We start from the raw sequence: 15709 nt of genomic DNA, 5'->3' as shown, positions 1-15709 counted from the left end.
CATGGCGCTTCTGCCCGCATTCGAGACCTTCGCAGAAGGCTACGACAGGGGCGAGAACCAGATCGTCTGGACCCGTCTGGCCGCCGATCTGGACACGCCCGTGTCGCTGATGCTGAAGCTGGGGGACGCGGGCCTGAACACCTTCATGCTGGAAAGCGTCACGGGCGGAGAGGTGCGCGGGCGCTATTCCATCATCGGAATGAATCCAGACCTGATCTGGGAATGTCGCGGCACCGCCAGCCGGACCAACCGGGCCGCGCGCTACGATGCAGAGGCCTTCGCGGCCGATGACGCCGATCCCCTGACCGCCCTGCGCGGCCTGATCGCGGAAAGCCGCATCGACCTTCCGGGCGACCTGCCGGCCGCCTCTGCAGGCCTCTTTGGCTTCCTCGGCTACGACATGATCCGTCTGGTGGAACGTCTGCCGGACGTGAACCCGGACCCCCTCGGCCTGCCCGACGCAATGATGCTGCGGCCCTCTGTCGTCGCCGTCCTCGATGGGGTCAAGGGCGACGTGATCCTCGTGGCCCCCGCCTGGGCGGGCGGCGACCTGTCCGCGCGCGCGGCCTTCGCGCAGGCGGCCGAACGGGTACGCGATGCGGAACGCGCGCTCGACCGGTCCGTGCCGCAGACCCATGCGCTGGCGGACCCCGCGCCGATCGCGGCCCCGGTGTCGAACTTCAGCCACGACGCATACCTCGCAGCGGTCGAGACCGCAAAGGACTACATCCGCGCCGGCGACATCTTTCAGGTGGTCCCCAGCCAGCGCTGGACGCAGGACTTTCCCGAACCTCCCTTCGCGCTCTACCGCTCGCTGCGGCGCACCAACCCCTCGCCCTTCATGTTCTACTTCAACTTCGGCGGCTTTCAGGTGATCGGTGCGAGCCCTGAAATCCTCGTGCGGGTCTTCGGCCGGCAGGTCACCATCCGCCCCATCGCCGGCACCCGGCCCCGTGGCGCCACGCCCGAGGAGGATGCGGCGCTCGAGGCCGATCTGCTGGCGGATCAGAAGGAACTGGCGGAGCACCTCATGCTGCTCGACCTCGGGCGCAACGACACCGGCAAGGTCAGCAAGATCGGCACCGTGCGCCCGACGGAGCAGTTCATCGTGGAACGCTATTCCCACGTCATGCACATCGTCAGCAACGTCGTGGGCGAACTGGCGGAGGATCAGGACGCCCTGTCCGCCTTCTTCGCCGGCATGCCGGCGGGCACCGTGTCGGGCGCGCCCAAGGTCCGCGCGATGGAGATCATCGACGAGCTGGAACCCGAAAAGCGCGGCGTCTACGGCGGCGGCTGCGGATACTTTTCAGCCAACGGCGACATGGACATGTGCATCGCCCTGCGCACCGCGGTGGTGAAGGACGACAAGCTCTATATCCAGGCGGGGGGCGGCGTCGTCTACGACAGCGACCCGGAGGCCGAGTATCAGGAAACCGTTCACAAATCGAACGCGATCCGCAAGGCGGCGGCGGACGCCGCGATGTTCGCGGGCAAGGGCAACCGCTGAGACCACGGACGGGCCAGACCTTGCCGATGCACGGCAACGTGCGGCTGAGGCGGGAGCTTCACGCATTCTACGGCAAGCTCTGCGCGACATGGCAGGGCTTCATCGATGCCTCGGCAGAGCGCACGCTGCATCTGCGCATCTCGGCCGACGGCCCCCCTCGGCCACCGGCGAACAGTGACATTCCGGAACTGTCGCCGGGCTTCGTCGGCGATACGGAGTCGCTGACGTTTCTGGCCGAGACCTACGCGGTGGTGTCGGCCCGGCTTTACGCGGCCATCAACGCGACCTCCGACGACATGGTCACGCAGGACCTCCTGATCGGTTTTACCCACGAGAGGTCTCTGGCAAAACGCAGAACTGATCGCACCGGTGCGGGCGCTGCGGCCCCGGTCGCGGCGCCCCTATTGCGCCAGCAATGTCGCAGACAGCGGCGCAAGGGCGACCTGCCCTGCCCGGTTGGCATCGCCCCAAAGGATCAGGGCAGAGACCGTCTCTGGCCGCAGGCGGGCCAGCAGGACGACGCCGCGCTGCTGTCGGGCGCGAAACGCCGCCTGATCGATGAAGCGCCGGATGACGCGCGCGTCCTGCCCGGTCGCGTCGAGGTCGCGGTAGATCGCCAGCGCGGGGACATCCGCGGCGGCGGCGGCGCGCAGCGCACCGTTCAGCCCCTGATCGGGCACCAGCAGGCCGCGGCCCGCCTGCGCGAGGTCGCCGATCACCGGTCCCGCGACCTCGGGTCCCACCGCGAGGTCGCCCTGACCCGTCTCGACCAGTGCCACGGCGCGCGGCAGCGCATCGAAGGTGCCTTCCATCGCGACCTTCACGTCCGCATCGGTGGCGCCCTCCGGCAGGGCGGCCAGCGCTGCGATTTCGATGCCCGCCGCGGCGTAGGCATCCATCCGTTCCGACGCGCCGGGACGGCGCGGGTCCAGCAGGACGGTGACCGGAAATGGCACATCCGCCAGCGCCCGCGGACCGTCCGTCATGGTGCCGTCGTCGATCAGGACGAGGGTCAGGAGCGGCAGACCGGCGGGATTGTCGAAGAACGCGCCATAGCGGACCAGCGCGGGCGCATCTTCATCCACGACCGGCATGACGCGGTCCGCAGCCGGGGTCGACGCCGGGGCGTCGCGGCGAATGATCTCGGTCCGGCCAGCGCCGGGCAGTCCGCTGGCGGGCGCGTCGATGATCGATACGACCGAAGGCCGCGCCGGCGTGCCCGCCGGTGCCGGGGCCATCGGGCCGGAGGGCGCACCGACCGTGCCCGCGGGCGCGGCCGACGCCGGAGGACGCACCGTCAGACGCGTTTCAGGCGTGGTCACTCTCACAGTCGCGCCTTCGTTCATTCCGGAAGGTTGGCGTGCAGCCTCGCCCATGGTGTCCGTGATCGCCGGTGCCTCGGTCGGCGTCTCGTCCAAAATTGTGACCGGCGTCGCCGTCGCCGCAGCCACCTGCGCCGCCGTATCGGCAGGGACAGCCGTCACGGGCGCACCGTCTGCCGCTTCGGTTTCGCCGTCGGCCGGGGCCGGGCCGGGTGCGCCGTCCGGACGGGTCCTGAGGGATCCGCCAGAGGCTTCTGTCCGATCGGCACCGCTGTCTGCAGCGGATTGGGTCGTCGCGCTTCCGCCCGCAGCCGTGCCGCCGTCGTCGTTCCTTGCCACGGCATCGGAACCGTCATCCGCCGTGGCCGTGTCGGACGGATCGTCCTCCACGATCACCGCGGTCTCTCCATCCTCGGCAACCGACGGGACCGGGGGCGGTGGCGCGGTCTGCACGACGATGTCGGCCTCCCCTGCGGGGACCTGAGGGGCGCGGCTTTGCAGGCTGGGCAGGACCGGCGCCTCCGGCGCGGGCGCCTCCTGTGCAAGTGACAGGTCACCGGGCGCGGTCGGTTCCGACGGCGCTAGGTCGGGGCTGGGGCGCAGGGCCGGAGCGGTGTCCGGTGCCGCCGTGCCGCCATCGGTGGCAGGGTCGGGCATCGCGGCGGCGGGCGCCTGCACGGGTGCAGGTTCGGCAGACCCCTCCGACACATCCGCCGATCTCTCGGCCTCGGGCGCCGGCGGCACGACCGGCGCGGCGTCCTGTAGCGTTGCGGCGGGGGCCGCTTCCGCTGCCACCTCGGGCGTCGCTACCGCGTCAGGCGCTGCCGGTGCGGCAGGCATGCTGTCCACCGTCGCGGGTGCCGCATCCGCGGCAGGCGCGGGCGGGGCGGCGGGCTCTTCCGGCGCCGGGGTCGCGGGGGCCGCTGGCCCGGCCATCAGCGGCGCCTCTGGCGGGACGGGGCCCGCCGGTTGCGGGGCCAGCAGCGACGCTGCCACCACGCCCGCGCCGCCGACCACAACGCCCCAGACCGCGCCCTTGAGAAATGTCATATGCCTGTCGTCCCTGTCCGTCTCTGCGGGTTTGCCGATCGCGGCCTTGACGCCTGCCCGCGTCCTGCCCCATATCGTGCCAACCATACCGTGACCGGCGCCCGGATCGGTAGCCCCTAATTGACCCGAAAGCGGGGACCGCATGATCCTGCTGATCGACAACTACGACAGTTTTACCTACAACCTCGTGCATTATCTGGGCGATCTGGGGGCCGACGTCACCGTGCGCCGCAACGACGCGCTGGACGTCGCCACCGCCATGGCGTTGCATCCCGCCGCCATCGTCCTGTCTCCCGGACCCAAGGCCCCCGCACAGGCCGGTATCTGCCTCGACCTCACGCGGGCGGCGGCGGATGCGCGGATCCCCCTGCTGGGTGTCTGCCTCGGCCACCAGACCATCGGAGAGGCCTTCGGCGGCACCGTCATCCGCTGCCACGACATCGTGCACGGGAAACCCGGCGTCATGCACCACCGCAGTCAGGGCGTCTTTCGCGACCTGCCGAACCCGTTCAGCGCCACGCGCTACCACTCCCTCGTCGTCGACCCCGCCACCCTGCCGGATGTGCTGGAGGTGACGGCGGAACTGGAGGATGGCACGATCATGGGCCTGCAGCACCGCGACCTGCCGATCCAGGGTGTCCAGTTCCACCCCGAGAGCATCCGGTCAGAACACGGTCACCGGATGCTGCAGAACTTCCTCGACATAGCGGGTGTCGCAGCATGAGCGATGCACTGAAACCGCTCATCGCCGCCGCGGCCGAAGGGCCGCTGACCCGCGCACAGGCGGAACAGGCCTTCGGCATCCTGTTCAACGGCGATGCGACCCCGGCGCAGATCGGTGGCCTGCTGATGGCCCTGCGCACCCGGGGCGAGACGGTGGACGAATACGCCGCCGCCGCCGCGGTGATGCGCGCCAAGTGCCTGCCGGTGAAGGCGCCGAAAGGCGCCATCGACATCGTCGGCACCGGCGGCGACGGCAAGCACACGCTCAACATCTCGACCGCCACCGCCTATGTGGTGGCCGGGGCCGGCGTGCCGGTGGCCAAGCACGGCAACCGCAATCTGTCCTCGAAATCCGGCACCGCCGATGTGCAGACCGCCATGGGCGTCAACGTCATGGTCGGGCCCGAGGTGGTGGAACGCTGTCTGGCCGAGGCCGGGATCGGCTTCATGATGGCGCCGATGCACCACCCGGCCATGGCCCACGTTGGCCCGGTCCGGACGGAACTCGGCACGCGCACGATCTTCAACATCCTCGGACCGCTGACGAACCCCGCTTCCGTCACCCGACAGTTGACCGGCGCATACCGCCGCAATCTGATCCGCCCCATGGCAGAGGTGTTGCTGGCCCTGGGATCGGAGGCCGCATGGCTGGTCCACGGGTCCGACGGCACCGACGAACTGGCGATCTCCGGCCCCAGCTGGCTGGCCGAACTGAAGGACGGCGCCGTGACGGAGCGCGAAGTCCACCCAGAGGACGCGGGCCTGCCGGTCCACGACTTCGCGGCGATCCTCGGCGGCACCCCGGCCGAGAACGCCACCGCCTTCCGTGCACTTCTGGGCGGAGAGAAAAGCGCCTTTCGCGACGCGACCCTGCTGAACGCCGCCGCCGCCCTCGTCGTTGCGGACCGTGCCGCATCGCTGACCGAAGGCGCGGAAATCGCCGCCGCCAGCATCGACAGCGGCATGGCGCGGCAGGCCGTCGACACCGTCGCCCGCATCACCTCGGGCACGTGACGGACCTCGACCTGTCGCGGCTGGGCGGCTGGGCCGACCTGCCGTTCTGGACAACGGACTGGCCCCGCATCGCGCAGGCCCTGAGGACCGAAACCGCCACGGTTTTCCCGCCCCCCGATCGCATCCTCGCCGCCCTCGAACGGACCCCGCCCGCCGACACGAAGGTCGTGATCCTCGGGCAGGACCCTTATCATACCCCCGGCAAGGCCGATGGTCTGGCCTTCTCGATCCCACGGGACTTCGGCGGCCGCCTCGACAGCCTCGGCAATATCTTCAAGGAGTTGCAGAGCGATCTTGATATCACCCGCAGCCGGACCGACCTCTCTGACTGGGCCGATCAGGGTGTCCTGCTGCTGAACACCGCCCTGACCGTTCCGCAAGGCCGCGCGGGCGGTCACGCACGCTTGGGTTGGGACAGGCTGACCCGGCAGGTCATCACGCGTCTGGCCGACCGGCCGCGGGCCTACCTGCTATGGGGCCGTCACGCGCAGAACTTCGCCCCCGACCGGCCCCGCGATCTGGTGATCCGCACGGCACATCCCTCGCCGCTCTCTGCCCGGCAAGGGTTTTTCGGGTCGCGGCCATTTTCAACCGTCAACGCGTGGCTTACAGAGCAGGGACAAGCACCAATCGACTGGGCAGGCAGAAAATGACCGATACCATCCTCGACAAGATCAAGGCCTACAAGCTGGACGAGATCGCGGCGGCCAAGCAGGCCGTCAGCCAGGAGGCGATCGAGGCGCAGGCCCGCGACGCCAGCCCGACCCGCGGCTTCACCCGCGCCCTGCAGATGGCCGCCCGTGACGGCTATGGCCTGATTGCCGAGGTCAAGAAGGCCAGCCCCTCCAAGGGTCTGATCCGCCCGGATTTCGATCCCGCCGCCATCGCCGCCGCCTATGCAGAGGGCGGCGCCGCCTGCCTGTCCGTCCTGACCGACACGCCCTCGTTTCAGGGCGCGCCCGAGAACATCGCACTTGCGCGCGACGCCTGTGACCTGCCGGTGCTGCGCAAGGATTTCCTCTACGACCCCTATCAGGTGGCAGAGGCCCGCGCCTGGGGCGCGGATGCGATCCTGATCATCATGGCCAGCGTCAGCGATGCACAGGCGCTGGAACTGGAGGCTGCCGCGACGGAATGGAAGATGGACGTGCTGGTCGAGGTGCACGACCGCGCCGAACTCGACCGGGCGGGGCATCTGGCGGCACCGCTTCTGGGCATCAACAACCGCGACCTGCGGACCTTCGAGACCACCCTCGGCGCGACGCGGACCCTGTCCAAGCACGTTCCCGCCGGCAAGACCATCGTGTCCGAAAGCGGTCTGACCGGCCCTGCGGATCTGGCCGACCTCGCGCGCTACGGCGCGCGCTGCTTCCTGATCGGCGAGATGCTGATGCGGCAGTCCGATGTCGCCGCCGCGACCCGCAACCTGCTGGCCAACCCGATGAAACCGGCGGGGTTCTGATCCATGGCCCTGTCCCACTTCGACGATCAGGGCCGCGCCCACATGGTCGACGTGTCCGACAAGCCCGTCACTGCCCGCATCGCGGTGGCAGAGGGACACATCACGATGTCCGACGCCACGCTGGCCCTGGTCATGGAAGGCCGCGCCGCCAAGGGCGACGTGCTGGGCACCGCCCGGCTCGCCGGCATCATGGGTGCAAAGCGCTGTGCCGACCTGATCCCGCTGTGCCATCCCCTGCCGATCACCAAGGTGTCGCTGGACCTGACCTGCGACACCGCCCTGCCCGGCGTCCGCATCACCGCCACGGTCAAGACGACGGGACAGACCGGGGTCGAAATGGAGGCGCTGACCGCCGTATCCGTTGCCGCGCTTACTGTGCACGACATGGTCAAGGCGGTGCAGAAGGACATGGTCATCGGCGGCATCCGCGTCACGCTGAAGGACGGCGGCAAGTCCGGCCGGTTCACCGCGGAATGATCTCGGTCGCAGAGGCCCTCGACGCGATCTTCGCCCTCGTGGCGCCCCTGCCGGCAGAGGACGTGCCGCTCGGACAGGCCCACGGCCGCGTGCTGGCCCGCGATGTCGCAGCGCGCCGGACCCAGCCCCCCTTCTCTGCCTCCGCAATGGACGGCTACGCCGTCAAAGGCCCGGCGCAGACCGGCGCGCGGTTCACCGTCATCGGCGAATCCGCCGCCGGTCACCGGTTCGATGGACCCGTCGGGCCCGGGCAGGCCGTTCGCATCTTCACCGGCGCCCCCCTGCCCGACGGCGCCGACCGCGTCATCATACAGGAGGATGTGAACCGCGACGGTGACACGATCATCCTTGGCGACACCCTCGACACCGCAACGCATGTCCGCCCCGCCGGCGGCGACTTCACCGCAGGCGCGCTGCTGACCGCGCCCCGCCTGATCGGCCCGAACGAGGTGGCACTGCTGGCCGCGATGAATGTCGCGACCGTCCCCGTGACCCGACGGCCCGTCGTCGCCATCATCGCCACCGGTGACGAGCTGGTGCAACCGGGCGAAGACCCCGGCCCCGACCAGATCATCGCCTCGAACTCCCACGGTCTGGCCGCCCTTCTGGCGCAGCACGGCGCGGCGCCCCGCCTCCTGCCCATCGCGCGTGACAACCATGAAAGCCTGTCGCTGGTCTTTCGCCTCGCCGCCGATGCCGACCTGATCGTGACCATCGGCGGCGCCTCGGTCGGGGACCACGACCTTGTTTCCGCGGCAGCGGACCGGCAGGGGATGGACCGCGCCTTCTACAAGGTCGCGATGCGGCCCGGCAAACCGCTGATGGCGGGCCGGATCGGCGAGGCCGCGATGATCGGCCTGCCCGGCAACCCGGTCAGCGCCATGGTCTGCGGTCATGTCTTCCTGCTGCCGATGCTGCGCCGGATGCTGGGCCTCGGCGACGCCCCCGCCCCGCGGCGCACAGCAACCCTTGCCGGACCGCTTGCCGCGAACGGCCCGCGCGAACACTACATGCGGGCAATACTGGACGGCGATCAGGTTACGGTCTGCGGCCGTCAGGACTCCTCGCTGCTCTCGGTTCTTGTCGAAGCGAACGCGCTGGTCGTGCGCCCCGTCGACGACGGTCCACGGCAATCGGGCGAACAGGTCTCGATCATCACACTTTAGTGTTTGACACAAAAGGGGAACAGGCCTAGAACAGAAGGCGAAATGCACTTGCTGACAGGCCCGACATGCTGACCAAGAAACAGCTCGATCTGCTGAACTTCATCCATACGCGGGTGCAGCGCGACGGCGTGCCGCCCTCCTTCGACGAGATGAAGGAAGCACTCGACCTGCGGTCGAAATCCGGCATCCACCGCCTGATCACCGCGCTGGAGGAGCGGGGCTTCATCCGTCGCCTCGCCCACCGCGCCCGGGCACTGGAAATCGTGAAGCTGCCCGATGCGATGGCTGAAAAGCACGCCCGCGGCGGGTTCAGGCCAAAGGTCATTGATGGCGACCGCCCCGACAGCGTGCCGCCGGCGGCGCAGCCGGTGACTGCCGTGGCGGCTGTCGAACTCAACGTCATGGGCCGGATCGCCGCCGGTGTCCCGATCGCCGCGATATCGGAGGTTTCCCATTCCGTCGCCGTGCCGCAGTCCATGCTCGGCCGTGGCGAGCATTATGCGCTAGAAGTGCGCGGCGACTCGATGATCGAGGCGGGGATCAACGACGGCGACGTCGTCGTGATCCGCGAAACGACGACGGCAGAGAACGGCGATATCGTCGTGGCCCTGGTGGAGGATCAGGAAGCCACGCTGAAGCGGTTCCGCCGCTCCGGCTCCTCCATCGCGCTGGAGGCTGCGAATCCGGCCTACGAAACCCGCGTCTACCCCGACGAACTGGTCAAGGTTCAGGGCAAGCTCGTCGGGCTGATCCGCACCTACTGATCGGTCGCTGCCGCGCGCAGGGTGATCCGAAATGGTGCGGCGGCCTGTATGCGCCGGTTCCGGCTGGGGCCGCTCCACAGTCGCGTGCCCGTCACGCCCGCGGCGGTGGTGATCACCAGATTTCCCGCAGGATCGAGGTTCAGCGCCAGCGCCCCCGTCTGCCGCAGTCGGGCCGCGTCGAAGACCTCGCAGCCCGCGTCGGCCTTGCGACCCATGGTTTGCGCCGCAGCGGCGGGCATCGTTACTGAAGCCGCGGGCCCGCGGTCCTCCACAGGGTCGATCTGGTTGGTCACGAGGATATCCGCCCCGCCGCAGCCCGCCACGCTGGCCAGCGCGACCTTGCCGCGCAGCTGCAGGATGCGGAAGGGGCCGAGTGTCGCCGTGACATGCCGGTTGTCCCGCACCAGCCCCGGTCGGGACGCCGCGACATCTTGCGGCACCGGCGCGCCGTCATTCTCCAGCCAGATACCGGCGACGAAGCTGTCCCCCTTGTCCGACGACAGAACGCGCCCCTGCAGTCCCAGCACGCCGATCAACCCGCCGCTGTCGGCGATCAGAACCTGCGGCCGCGGCGTCTGCACCCACAGCACCAGCGCCGCGGCGACCGCCAGCAACCCCGCGAACCGCAGCCGCCCGCACCACAGGATCAGCCACAGCAACCCAAGCGTCAGCAGCGGCAGCACCGCGGCGCCCGGCGACTTGACGTGCGACAGGGCCCCGTCGAACCCCGCGACCGTCTGCGCCACGAACAGGATCCAGCGCAGGCCAAGACCCATCAGCCAGAACCCCGCTCCTTCAAGGCCGAAGGGTGCCAGACAGGCCGCCAGCACCGCCGCCGGCATGACCAGCACCCCCATCAGCGGCACGCTCGCCAGATTCGCGATCAGCCCGTAATGAGAGATCTGGTTGAAATGCGCGGCGGCGAAGGGCGCCGTCGCGGCGCCCGCCACCGCAGACGAGACGACGACCGCCGCGATGGGGCGCATCCAGCGCGGCCCCAGTGCCATTCCCCGCATCAGCCGGAACACCACCACCAGTGCCGTCGTCGCGGCGAACGACATCTGGAACCCCGGTCCGGTCAGCGCGTCCGGATGCAGGACCAGCACGATCGTCGCCGCCATGGCGACTGCCCGCAGGGTCAGCGCCCGCCGGTCCAGCAAGACCGCGACCAGCATCACGGCGACCATGATATAGGCCCGCTCCGTCGCGACATTGCCCCCCGACAGCAATAGGTAGGCCGCCCCCGCCAGCAGGGCCACGACGGCGGCGATCTTCTTGACCGCCACCCGCAGGGCGACCGCGGGGCAGAGCGACAGGCCGACGCGGATCACGGCAAAGACGACACCGGTCAGCAGCCCCATGTGCAGCCCGGAAATTGCCAGCAGATGCGCCGTGTTCGACGCGCGCAGCGCGTTCAGACTGTCGCGCCCCATGCCGGACCGGTCGCCGGTGACGACGGCGGCGGCGAACGCGCCGACCTCTCCGGGCAGCTGCGTCTGGATCGCGCGCGACAGTCGCATCCGCTGGGTAAAGACCCACAGGGACGCGCCGCCCGTCGCCGCGTGCAGGCGCAGCACCGGCGTCCGGGTATAGCCGACGGCGCCAAGCCCCTCGAAAAAGGCGTAGCGCCTGAAATCGAACCCCCCCGGCTCTGCCGGACCGCCGGGCGGCGACAGGTGGCCGGTCGTCATCAGCACCTCGCCCGGGCGCCAGTCGGTCACGGACCGCGCGTCGTCTGCCCCGTGCAGGGCAACGCGGACCCGTCGCGGCGTCCGGTCCGGGGCCATCCGGTCAAGCCTGACGCGGTCCAGCGTCAGCCGCACCGCGTCGCTGGCGGACCGGTCGATGTCGACCACCCGCCCCTCGATCGGGCCGTAGTAGCGAAAGCCCAGCACCGGCTGGATCATCCGCAGCACCTCTCCGCGTGCGAGCAGCATGCCGCAGCACACCAGCGCCAGCCCGAGCAGAAGCGGCCGCCACGCCACCTCGACCCAGCGCGACAGCGCCAGCCCCACCAAGGCGCCCGCCGCCAGACCGCCCCAGATGGCCGCACCCGGCTCTGACCGCAGCGCGAAATAGATGCCGATCCCGGTGCCGAGGCAGACCGGCAGCCAGCCGATCAAGCCGCCCCGCTGCGCCAGCAGGGTCTCGCGCAGCGCCGCTTGCACTTGTTTCCGCCCCCCGCTTTGCCTATCCCGGCTGCAACGCGCCCACACTGCGCCCGATCGGTAAAACAAAGGTTAATTGCCCATGAGCCCGACGCCGCCCGTCACCCGCTTTGCACCCTCACCCACCGGCGCGCTGCACATCGGCGGGGCGCGCACGGCCCTGTTCAACTGGCTTTACGCCCGCGGCCACGGCGGCACCTTCCTGCTGCGGATCGAGGATACGGACATCGCCCGCTCCAACCCCGAGAACACGCAGGTGATCCTCGACGGTCTGCGCTGGCTCGGGCTCGACTGGGACGGAGAGCCGGTCAGTCAGGCGACCCGGGCCGACCGCCATGCAGAAGTCGCGCACCAGATGCTGGCCGCCGGAAGCGCGTTCAAGTGCTTCAGCACACCGGAAGAGATCGAGTCCTTCCGCGAAAAGGCGCGCGGGAACAAGGAGTCCACCCTCTTCCGCTCGCCCTGGCGCGACGTGCCGGAGGCCGCGCATCCCGACGCCCCCTATGCCGTGCGCCTGAAGGCCCCGCGTGACGGATCGACGACGCTGCACGACACCGTGCAGGGCGACGTGACATGGTCGAACGACCAGTTGGACGACATGATCCTGCTGCGGTCCGACGGCACGCCGGTCTACATGCTGGCCGTCGTGGTGGACGATCACGATATGGGCGTGACGCATGTGATCCGCGGCGACGACCACCTGTCGAATGCCTTCCGCCAGAACATGATCTACGACGCGATGGGTTGGGCCAAGCCGGTGCTGGCCCATATCCCGCTGATCTTCGGCGCCGACGGCAAGAAGCTATCGAAACGCCACGGCGCCACCGCCGCCGCCGACTATCAGAAGATGGGCTTTCCCGCCGCCGGCATGCGCAACTACCTTGCCCGTCTGGGGTGGAGCCACGGTGACGACGAATTCTTTACCGACGATCAGGCGAAGGCATGGTTCGACCTCGACGGGATCGGCAAGTCGCCCGCCCGGTTCGACCTCAAGAAGCTGGAACATGTCAGCGGCCAGCATATCGCCGCGAGCGACGACGCGGCCCTGCTGGAGGAGCTGGAGGCGTATCTGGCCGTGACAGGCGCCGTTCCCTTGACCGAGCGTCAGCGCGACGGGTTGCTGCGGGCCATGCCGCACCTGAAGGAACGCGCGAAGACCTTCCCGGACATCATTGAAAAGGCGCATTTTATCCTGATCGATGGCCCCATCGTCCCGGACGAGAAATCCGCCGCGCAGCTCGATGCTGTGGCGCAGCAATACTTCACCGAATTGACGCCGCACCTGCAAAATGTTACTTGGGACCGCACAGCGTTGGAGGAGGCGATCGCCGCCTTTGCGACCGCCCACGACACCAAGCTGGGCAAACTTGCGGGACCGTTGCGCGCGGCCCTGGCGGGCCGGTCGGTTTCCCCCAGCGTCTTCGACATGATGCTGGTGCTGGGGCGGGACGAAACCCTGTCACGGCTCCGGGCGTTCTCTGCCTAGAGGTTACGCTTTCGTTACGCTTTTGCGTCACGAACCGCGGGGAACACACGACACGCACGGTGCCAGAACGGCAGGTGCAGACATTAAGGGACTGTTATGGCCGAATCCACGAAATCCGCGACGCTGACCATCGACGGGCAATCCTATGAATTGCCGATCTTCACGCCCACCGCCGGTCCCGATGTCGTCGACATCCGCAAGCTCTATGCCCAGGCCGGCGTGTTCACCTACGATCCCGGCTTCACCTCGACCGCGTCGACGGACAGCACGATCACCTTCATCGACGGCGACAAGGGCGAATTGCTGCACCGCGGTTATCCCATCGACCAGCTGGCCGCGCATTCCCACTATCTCGAGGTCTGCTACCTGCTGCTGAACGGCGAACTGCCGAACGCGGAACAGCTGGAAGAGTTCGAGTTCCTCGTGACCCATCACACCATGCTGCACGAGCAGATGATGAACTTCTTCCGCGGCTTCCGCCGCGACGCGCACCCGATGTCGATCATGGTCGGCGTCGTCGGCGCCATGTCCGCCTTCTACCACGACAGCACCGACATCCACGATCCCAAGCAGCGCGAAATCGCGGCCTTCCGCCTGATCGCCAAGATGCCGACGATCGCCGCGATGGCCTACAAGTACCACGTAGGACAGCCCTTCGTGTATCCGCGCAACGATCTGGATTACGCGTCGAACTTCCTGCACATGTGCTTCAGCGTGCCGGCGGAACCCTATCACGTCGATCCGATCCTTGCCCGCGCGATGGACCGGATCTTTACCCTGCATGCCGACCACGAGCAGAACGCCTCGACCTCGACCGTGCGTCTGGCGTCGTCGTCGGGCGCCAACCCATTCGCCTGCATCGCGGCCGGCATCGCCTGCCTCTGGGGGCCCGCCCATGGCGGCGCCAACCAGGCCTGCCTTGAAATGCTGCGCGAGATCGGGACCGTCGACCGCATCCCCGAATTCATCGCCCGCGCCAAGGACAAGGACGATCCCTTCCGCCTGATGGGCTTCGGACACCGCGTCTACAAGAACTTCGATCCGCGCGCGACGGTGATGAAGGAATCAGCGGACGAGGTGCTGGACCTGCTGGGGGTCGAGAACAATCCGACGCTGCAGGTCGCCAAGGAGCTTGAAAAACAGGCCCTCGCCGATCCCTACTTCGCCGAGAAGAAGCTGTTCCCGAACGTCGACTTCTACTCGGGCATTATTCTGGAGGCGATGGGCTTCCCCACCTCGCTCTTCACCGCGATCTTCGCCGTGTCGCGCACCATCGGCTGGGTCAGCCAGTGGCAGGAACAGCTGGCCGATCCGCAGTTGAAGATCGGTCGCCCGCGCCAGCTTTACATGGGCGAAACCACGCGTGACTACGTCGACATCGAAAAGCGCTGATCCCGTTTTGCGCACGCCGCGGCTGACCCTGCGGCGTGCGCGACAAACCGATCTGAACGACCTCTTCGCCGTCTTCTCTGACCCGCGGGCGATGCAATACTGGTCCACCCTGCCCCACGCGGACCGCAGCGTGACGCAGGACCGGCTCGACCGGATGATGACCCACCAGCCGCTGGGCTATTTCGTGATCGACCGCGACGGCCGCGCCATCGGCTGCGCCGGGCTCTACGACGAGGGAGAGGTGGGCTTCATCCTGCATCCCGATCACTGGCAACAGGGCCTCATGACAGAGGCGATGCAGGCGATCATCCCCTACCTCTTTGCCAACCACGACTTCGACCGGCTGATCGCCGATATCGACCCGCGCAACGCCGGGTCTGCCGCGACGCTGCGCAAGCTGGGCTTTCACGAAACCCACCGTGCCGCGCGCACCTATTTCATCGGCGGCGTCTGGTCCGACAGCGCCTATTATGCCTTGCCAAGACCCGCCGCGCCCGCTTAGATCGCGCCACGGGCGGCAGAAGGCCCAGACGTCGCCGGCCTTCGGGTCACGCTGAACCTGCCATCAAGACCTCTGACCGCCAGTCCCGACGCTGCGGTCGACAAGGGCGACTCTCGACCATCTGGCGTCCTGAACTGGAGGACATGATGTCCCATTCCCCGATCCCGCTGGTCATTGACGACCTGTCGCAATTTGCCACCCACCTGCGCGGCCACTGGCCCACCCCGCCCGTGACCCAAAGCGCCGCGCTTGCGTTGATCGCGCAGGCGGCGGGCTATCGCAATCACCAGCACCTGCGGGCGCGCACCGCCCCCCTGCCGGATCTCGACAAGCAGGCGCTGAACCGGGTCAAGGCGGCACTGGCCGTCTTCGACGAACAGGCGCGCATGACGCGCTGGCCGCTGAAGACCAGCGTGCAGCGGCTGTGCGTCGCGTGGTTCTGGACCCGCCTGCCAACCCGCACCGACCTGACCGAAAAGCAGGTCAACGCGATCCTGCGTGACAACGAGGTTTTCGGCGACCACGTCCTGCTGCGCCGCTGCCTGATCGAAAACGGTCTGGCGACGCGCACAGCCGACGGCGCGACCTACCGCCGCGTCGGGCGCAGCCCCGATGCAGAGGAACGTGCCGTCATCCGGGCCCTGTCTGCCCGTGCCGTGACGCGGCCCTGAAA

General features: G+C 68.6%; 14 protein-coding genes. 12 read left to right on the top strand and 2 right to left on the bottom strand.

Annotation, left to right across the window (positions count from 1 at the left end):
• The first annotated feature begins 1 nt into the window (after position 1).
• The gene (gene trpE, locus BUA54_RS01495) at positions 2-1510 is read left to right on the top strand and encodes an anthranilate synthase component I (RefSeq protein ID WP_072855433.1); all 1509 of its coding nucleotides are present in this window, start codon (positions 2-4) and stop codon (positions 1508-1510) included.
• 401 nt (positions 1511-1911) lie between these two features.
• Here the strand turns inward: trpE and BUA54_RS01490 are convergent, their stop codons facing one another.
• The gene (locus BUA54_RS01490; protein ID WP_072855432.1) at positions 1912-3882 is read right to left on the bottom strand and encodes a divergent polysaccharide deacetylase family protein; all 1971 of its coding nucleotides are present in this window, start codon (positions 3880-3882) and stop codon (positions 1912-1914) included.
• A gap of 142 nt (positions 3883-4024) precedes the next feature.
• Here BUA54_RS01490 and BUA54_RS01485 point away from each other — a divergent pair, with 142 nt between their 5' ends.
• The 7 genes from BUA54_RS01485 to lexA all read left to right on the top strand — a co-directional run bounded on the left by BUA54_RS01485 (position 4025) and on the right by lexA (position 9488).
• Positions 4025-4606 (top strand): anthranilate synthase component II, encoded by a 582-nt coding sequence (locus BUA54_RS01485; RefSeq protein WP_072855431.1) that lies wholly within the window; start codon positions 4025-4027, stop codon positions 4604-4606.
• On the top strand, positions 4603-5619 hold the full coding sequence (trpD, locus tag BUA54_RS01480; protein ID WP_072855430.1) for an anthranilate phosphoribosyltransferase: 1017 nt from the start codon (positions 4603-4605) through the stop codon (positions 5617-5619). Before BUA54_RS01485 ends, trpD begins: the two co-directional genes overlap by 4 nt.
• Positions 5616-6272: a uracil-DNA glycosylase gene (locus BUA54_RS01475; protein WP_072855429.1), complete on the top strand. Its 657-nt coding sequence runs from the start codon at positions 5616-5618 to the stop codon at positions 6270-6272. Before trpD ends, BUA54_RS01475 begins: the two co-directional genes overlap by 4 nt.
• Positions 6269-7081, top strand: a complete 813-nt coding sequence (gene trpC, locus BUA54_RS01470; RefSeq protein ID WP_072855428.1) for an indole-3-glycerol phosphate synthase TrpC — start codon at positions 6269-6271, stop codon at positions 7079-7081. Before BUA54_RS01475 ends, trpC begins: the two co-directional genes overlap by 4 nt.
• Positions 7082-7084: 3 nt before the next feature.
• Entirely contained in the window at positions 7085-7558 is a 474-nt protein-coding gene (gene moaC / locus BUA54_RS01465; protein ID WP_072855427.1) for a cyclic pyranopterin monophosphate synthase MoaC, read from the top strand.
• Positions 7555-8724 carry a molybdopterin molybdotransferase MoeA gene (locus tag BUA54_RS01460; RefSeq protein WP_072855426.1) on the top strand — a complete coding sequence of 390 codons (1170 nt, stop codon included), beginning with the start codon at positions 7555-7557 and terminating at the stop codon, positions 8722-8724. Before moaC ends, BUA54_RS01460 begins: the two co-directional genes overlap by 4 nt.
• Before the next feature lie 65 nt (positions 8725-8789).
• Positions 8790-9488: a transcriptional repressor LexA gene (gene lexA, locus BUA54_RS01455; RefSeq protein ID WP_072855425.1), complete on the top strand. Its 699-nt coding sequence runs from the start codon at positions 8790-8792 to the stop codon at positions 9486-9488.
• Here lexA and BUA54_RS01450 read toward each other — a convergent pair.
• Entirely contained in the window at positions 9482-11656 is a 2175-nt protein-coding gene (locus BUA54_RS01450) for a ComEC/Rec2 family competence protein (RefSeq protein ID WP_072855424.1), read from the bottom strand. The two genes, lexA and BUA54_RS01450, sit on opposite strands and share 7 nt — an antisense overlap.
• Positions 11657-11738: 82 nt before the next feature.
• Here BUA54_RS01450 and gltX point away from each other — a divergent pair, with 82 nt between their 5' ends.
• The 4 genes from gltX to BUA54_RS01430 all read left to right on the top strand — a co-directional run bounded on the left by gltX (position 11739) and on the right by BUA54_RS01430 (position 15707).
• Positions 11739-13142 carry a glutamate--tRNA ligase gene (gltX, locus tag BUA54_RS01445; RefSeq protein ID WP_072855423.1) on the top strand — a complete coding sequence of 468 codons (1404 nt, stop codon included), beginning with the start codon at positions 11739-11741 and terminating at the stop codon, positions 13140-13142.
• Positions 13143-13238: 96 nt separating this feature from the next.
• Positions 13239-14534 (top strand): citrate synthase, encoded by a 1296-nt coding sequence (locus BUA54_RS01440; RefSeq protein ID WP_072855422.1) that lies wholly within the window; start codon positions 13239-13241, stop codon positions 14532-14534.
• Complete coding sequence (locus BUA54_RS01435; protein WP_143155322.1) at positions 14506-15036, top strand: GNAT family N-acetyltransferase; 531 nt, start codon at positions 14506-14508, stop codon at positions 15034-15036. Before BUA54_RS01440 ends, BUA54_RS01435 begins: the two co-directional genes overlap by 29 nt.
• Before the next feature lie 143 nt (positions 15037-15179).
• The gene (locus tag BUA54_RS01430) at positions 15180-15707 is read left to right on the top strand and encodes a DUF2087 domain-containing protein (protein WP_245810537.1); all 528 of its coding nucleotides are present in this window, start codon (positions 15180-15182) and stop codon (positions 15705-15707) included.
• The last annotated feature ends 2 nt before the right edge of the window (positions 15708-15709 follow it).

The organism is Loktanella atrilutea (assembly GCF_900128995.1).
Classification (GTDB): domain Bacteria; phylum Pseudomonadota; class Alphaproteobacteria; order Rhodobacterales; family Rhodobacteraceae; genus Loktanella; species Loktanella atrilutea.
Note: the sequence above shows the minus strand (reverse complement) of the source record. Positions and strands in the feature narration are given on the sequence as shown.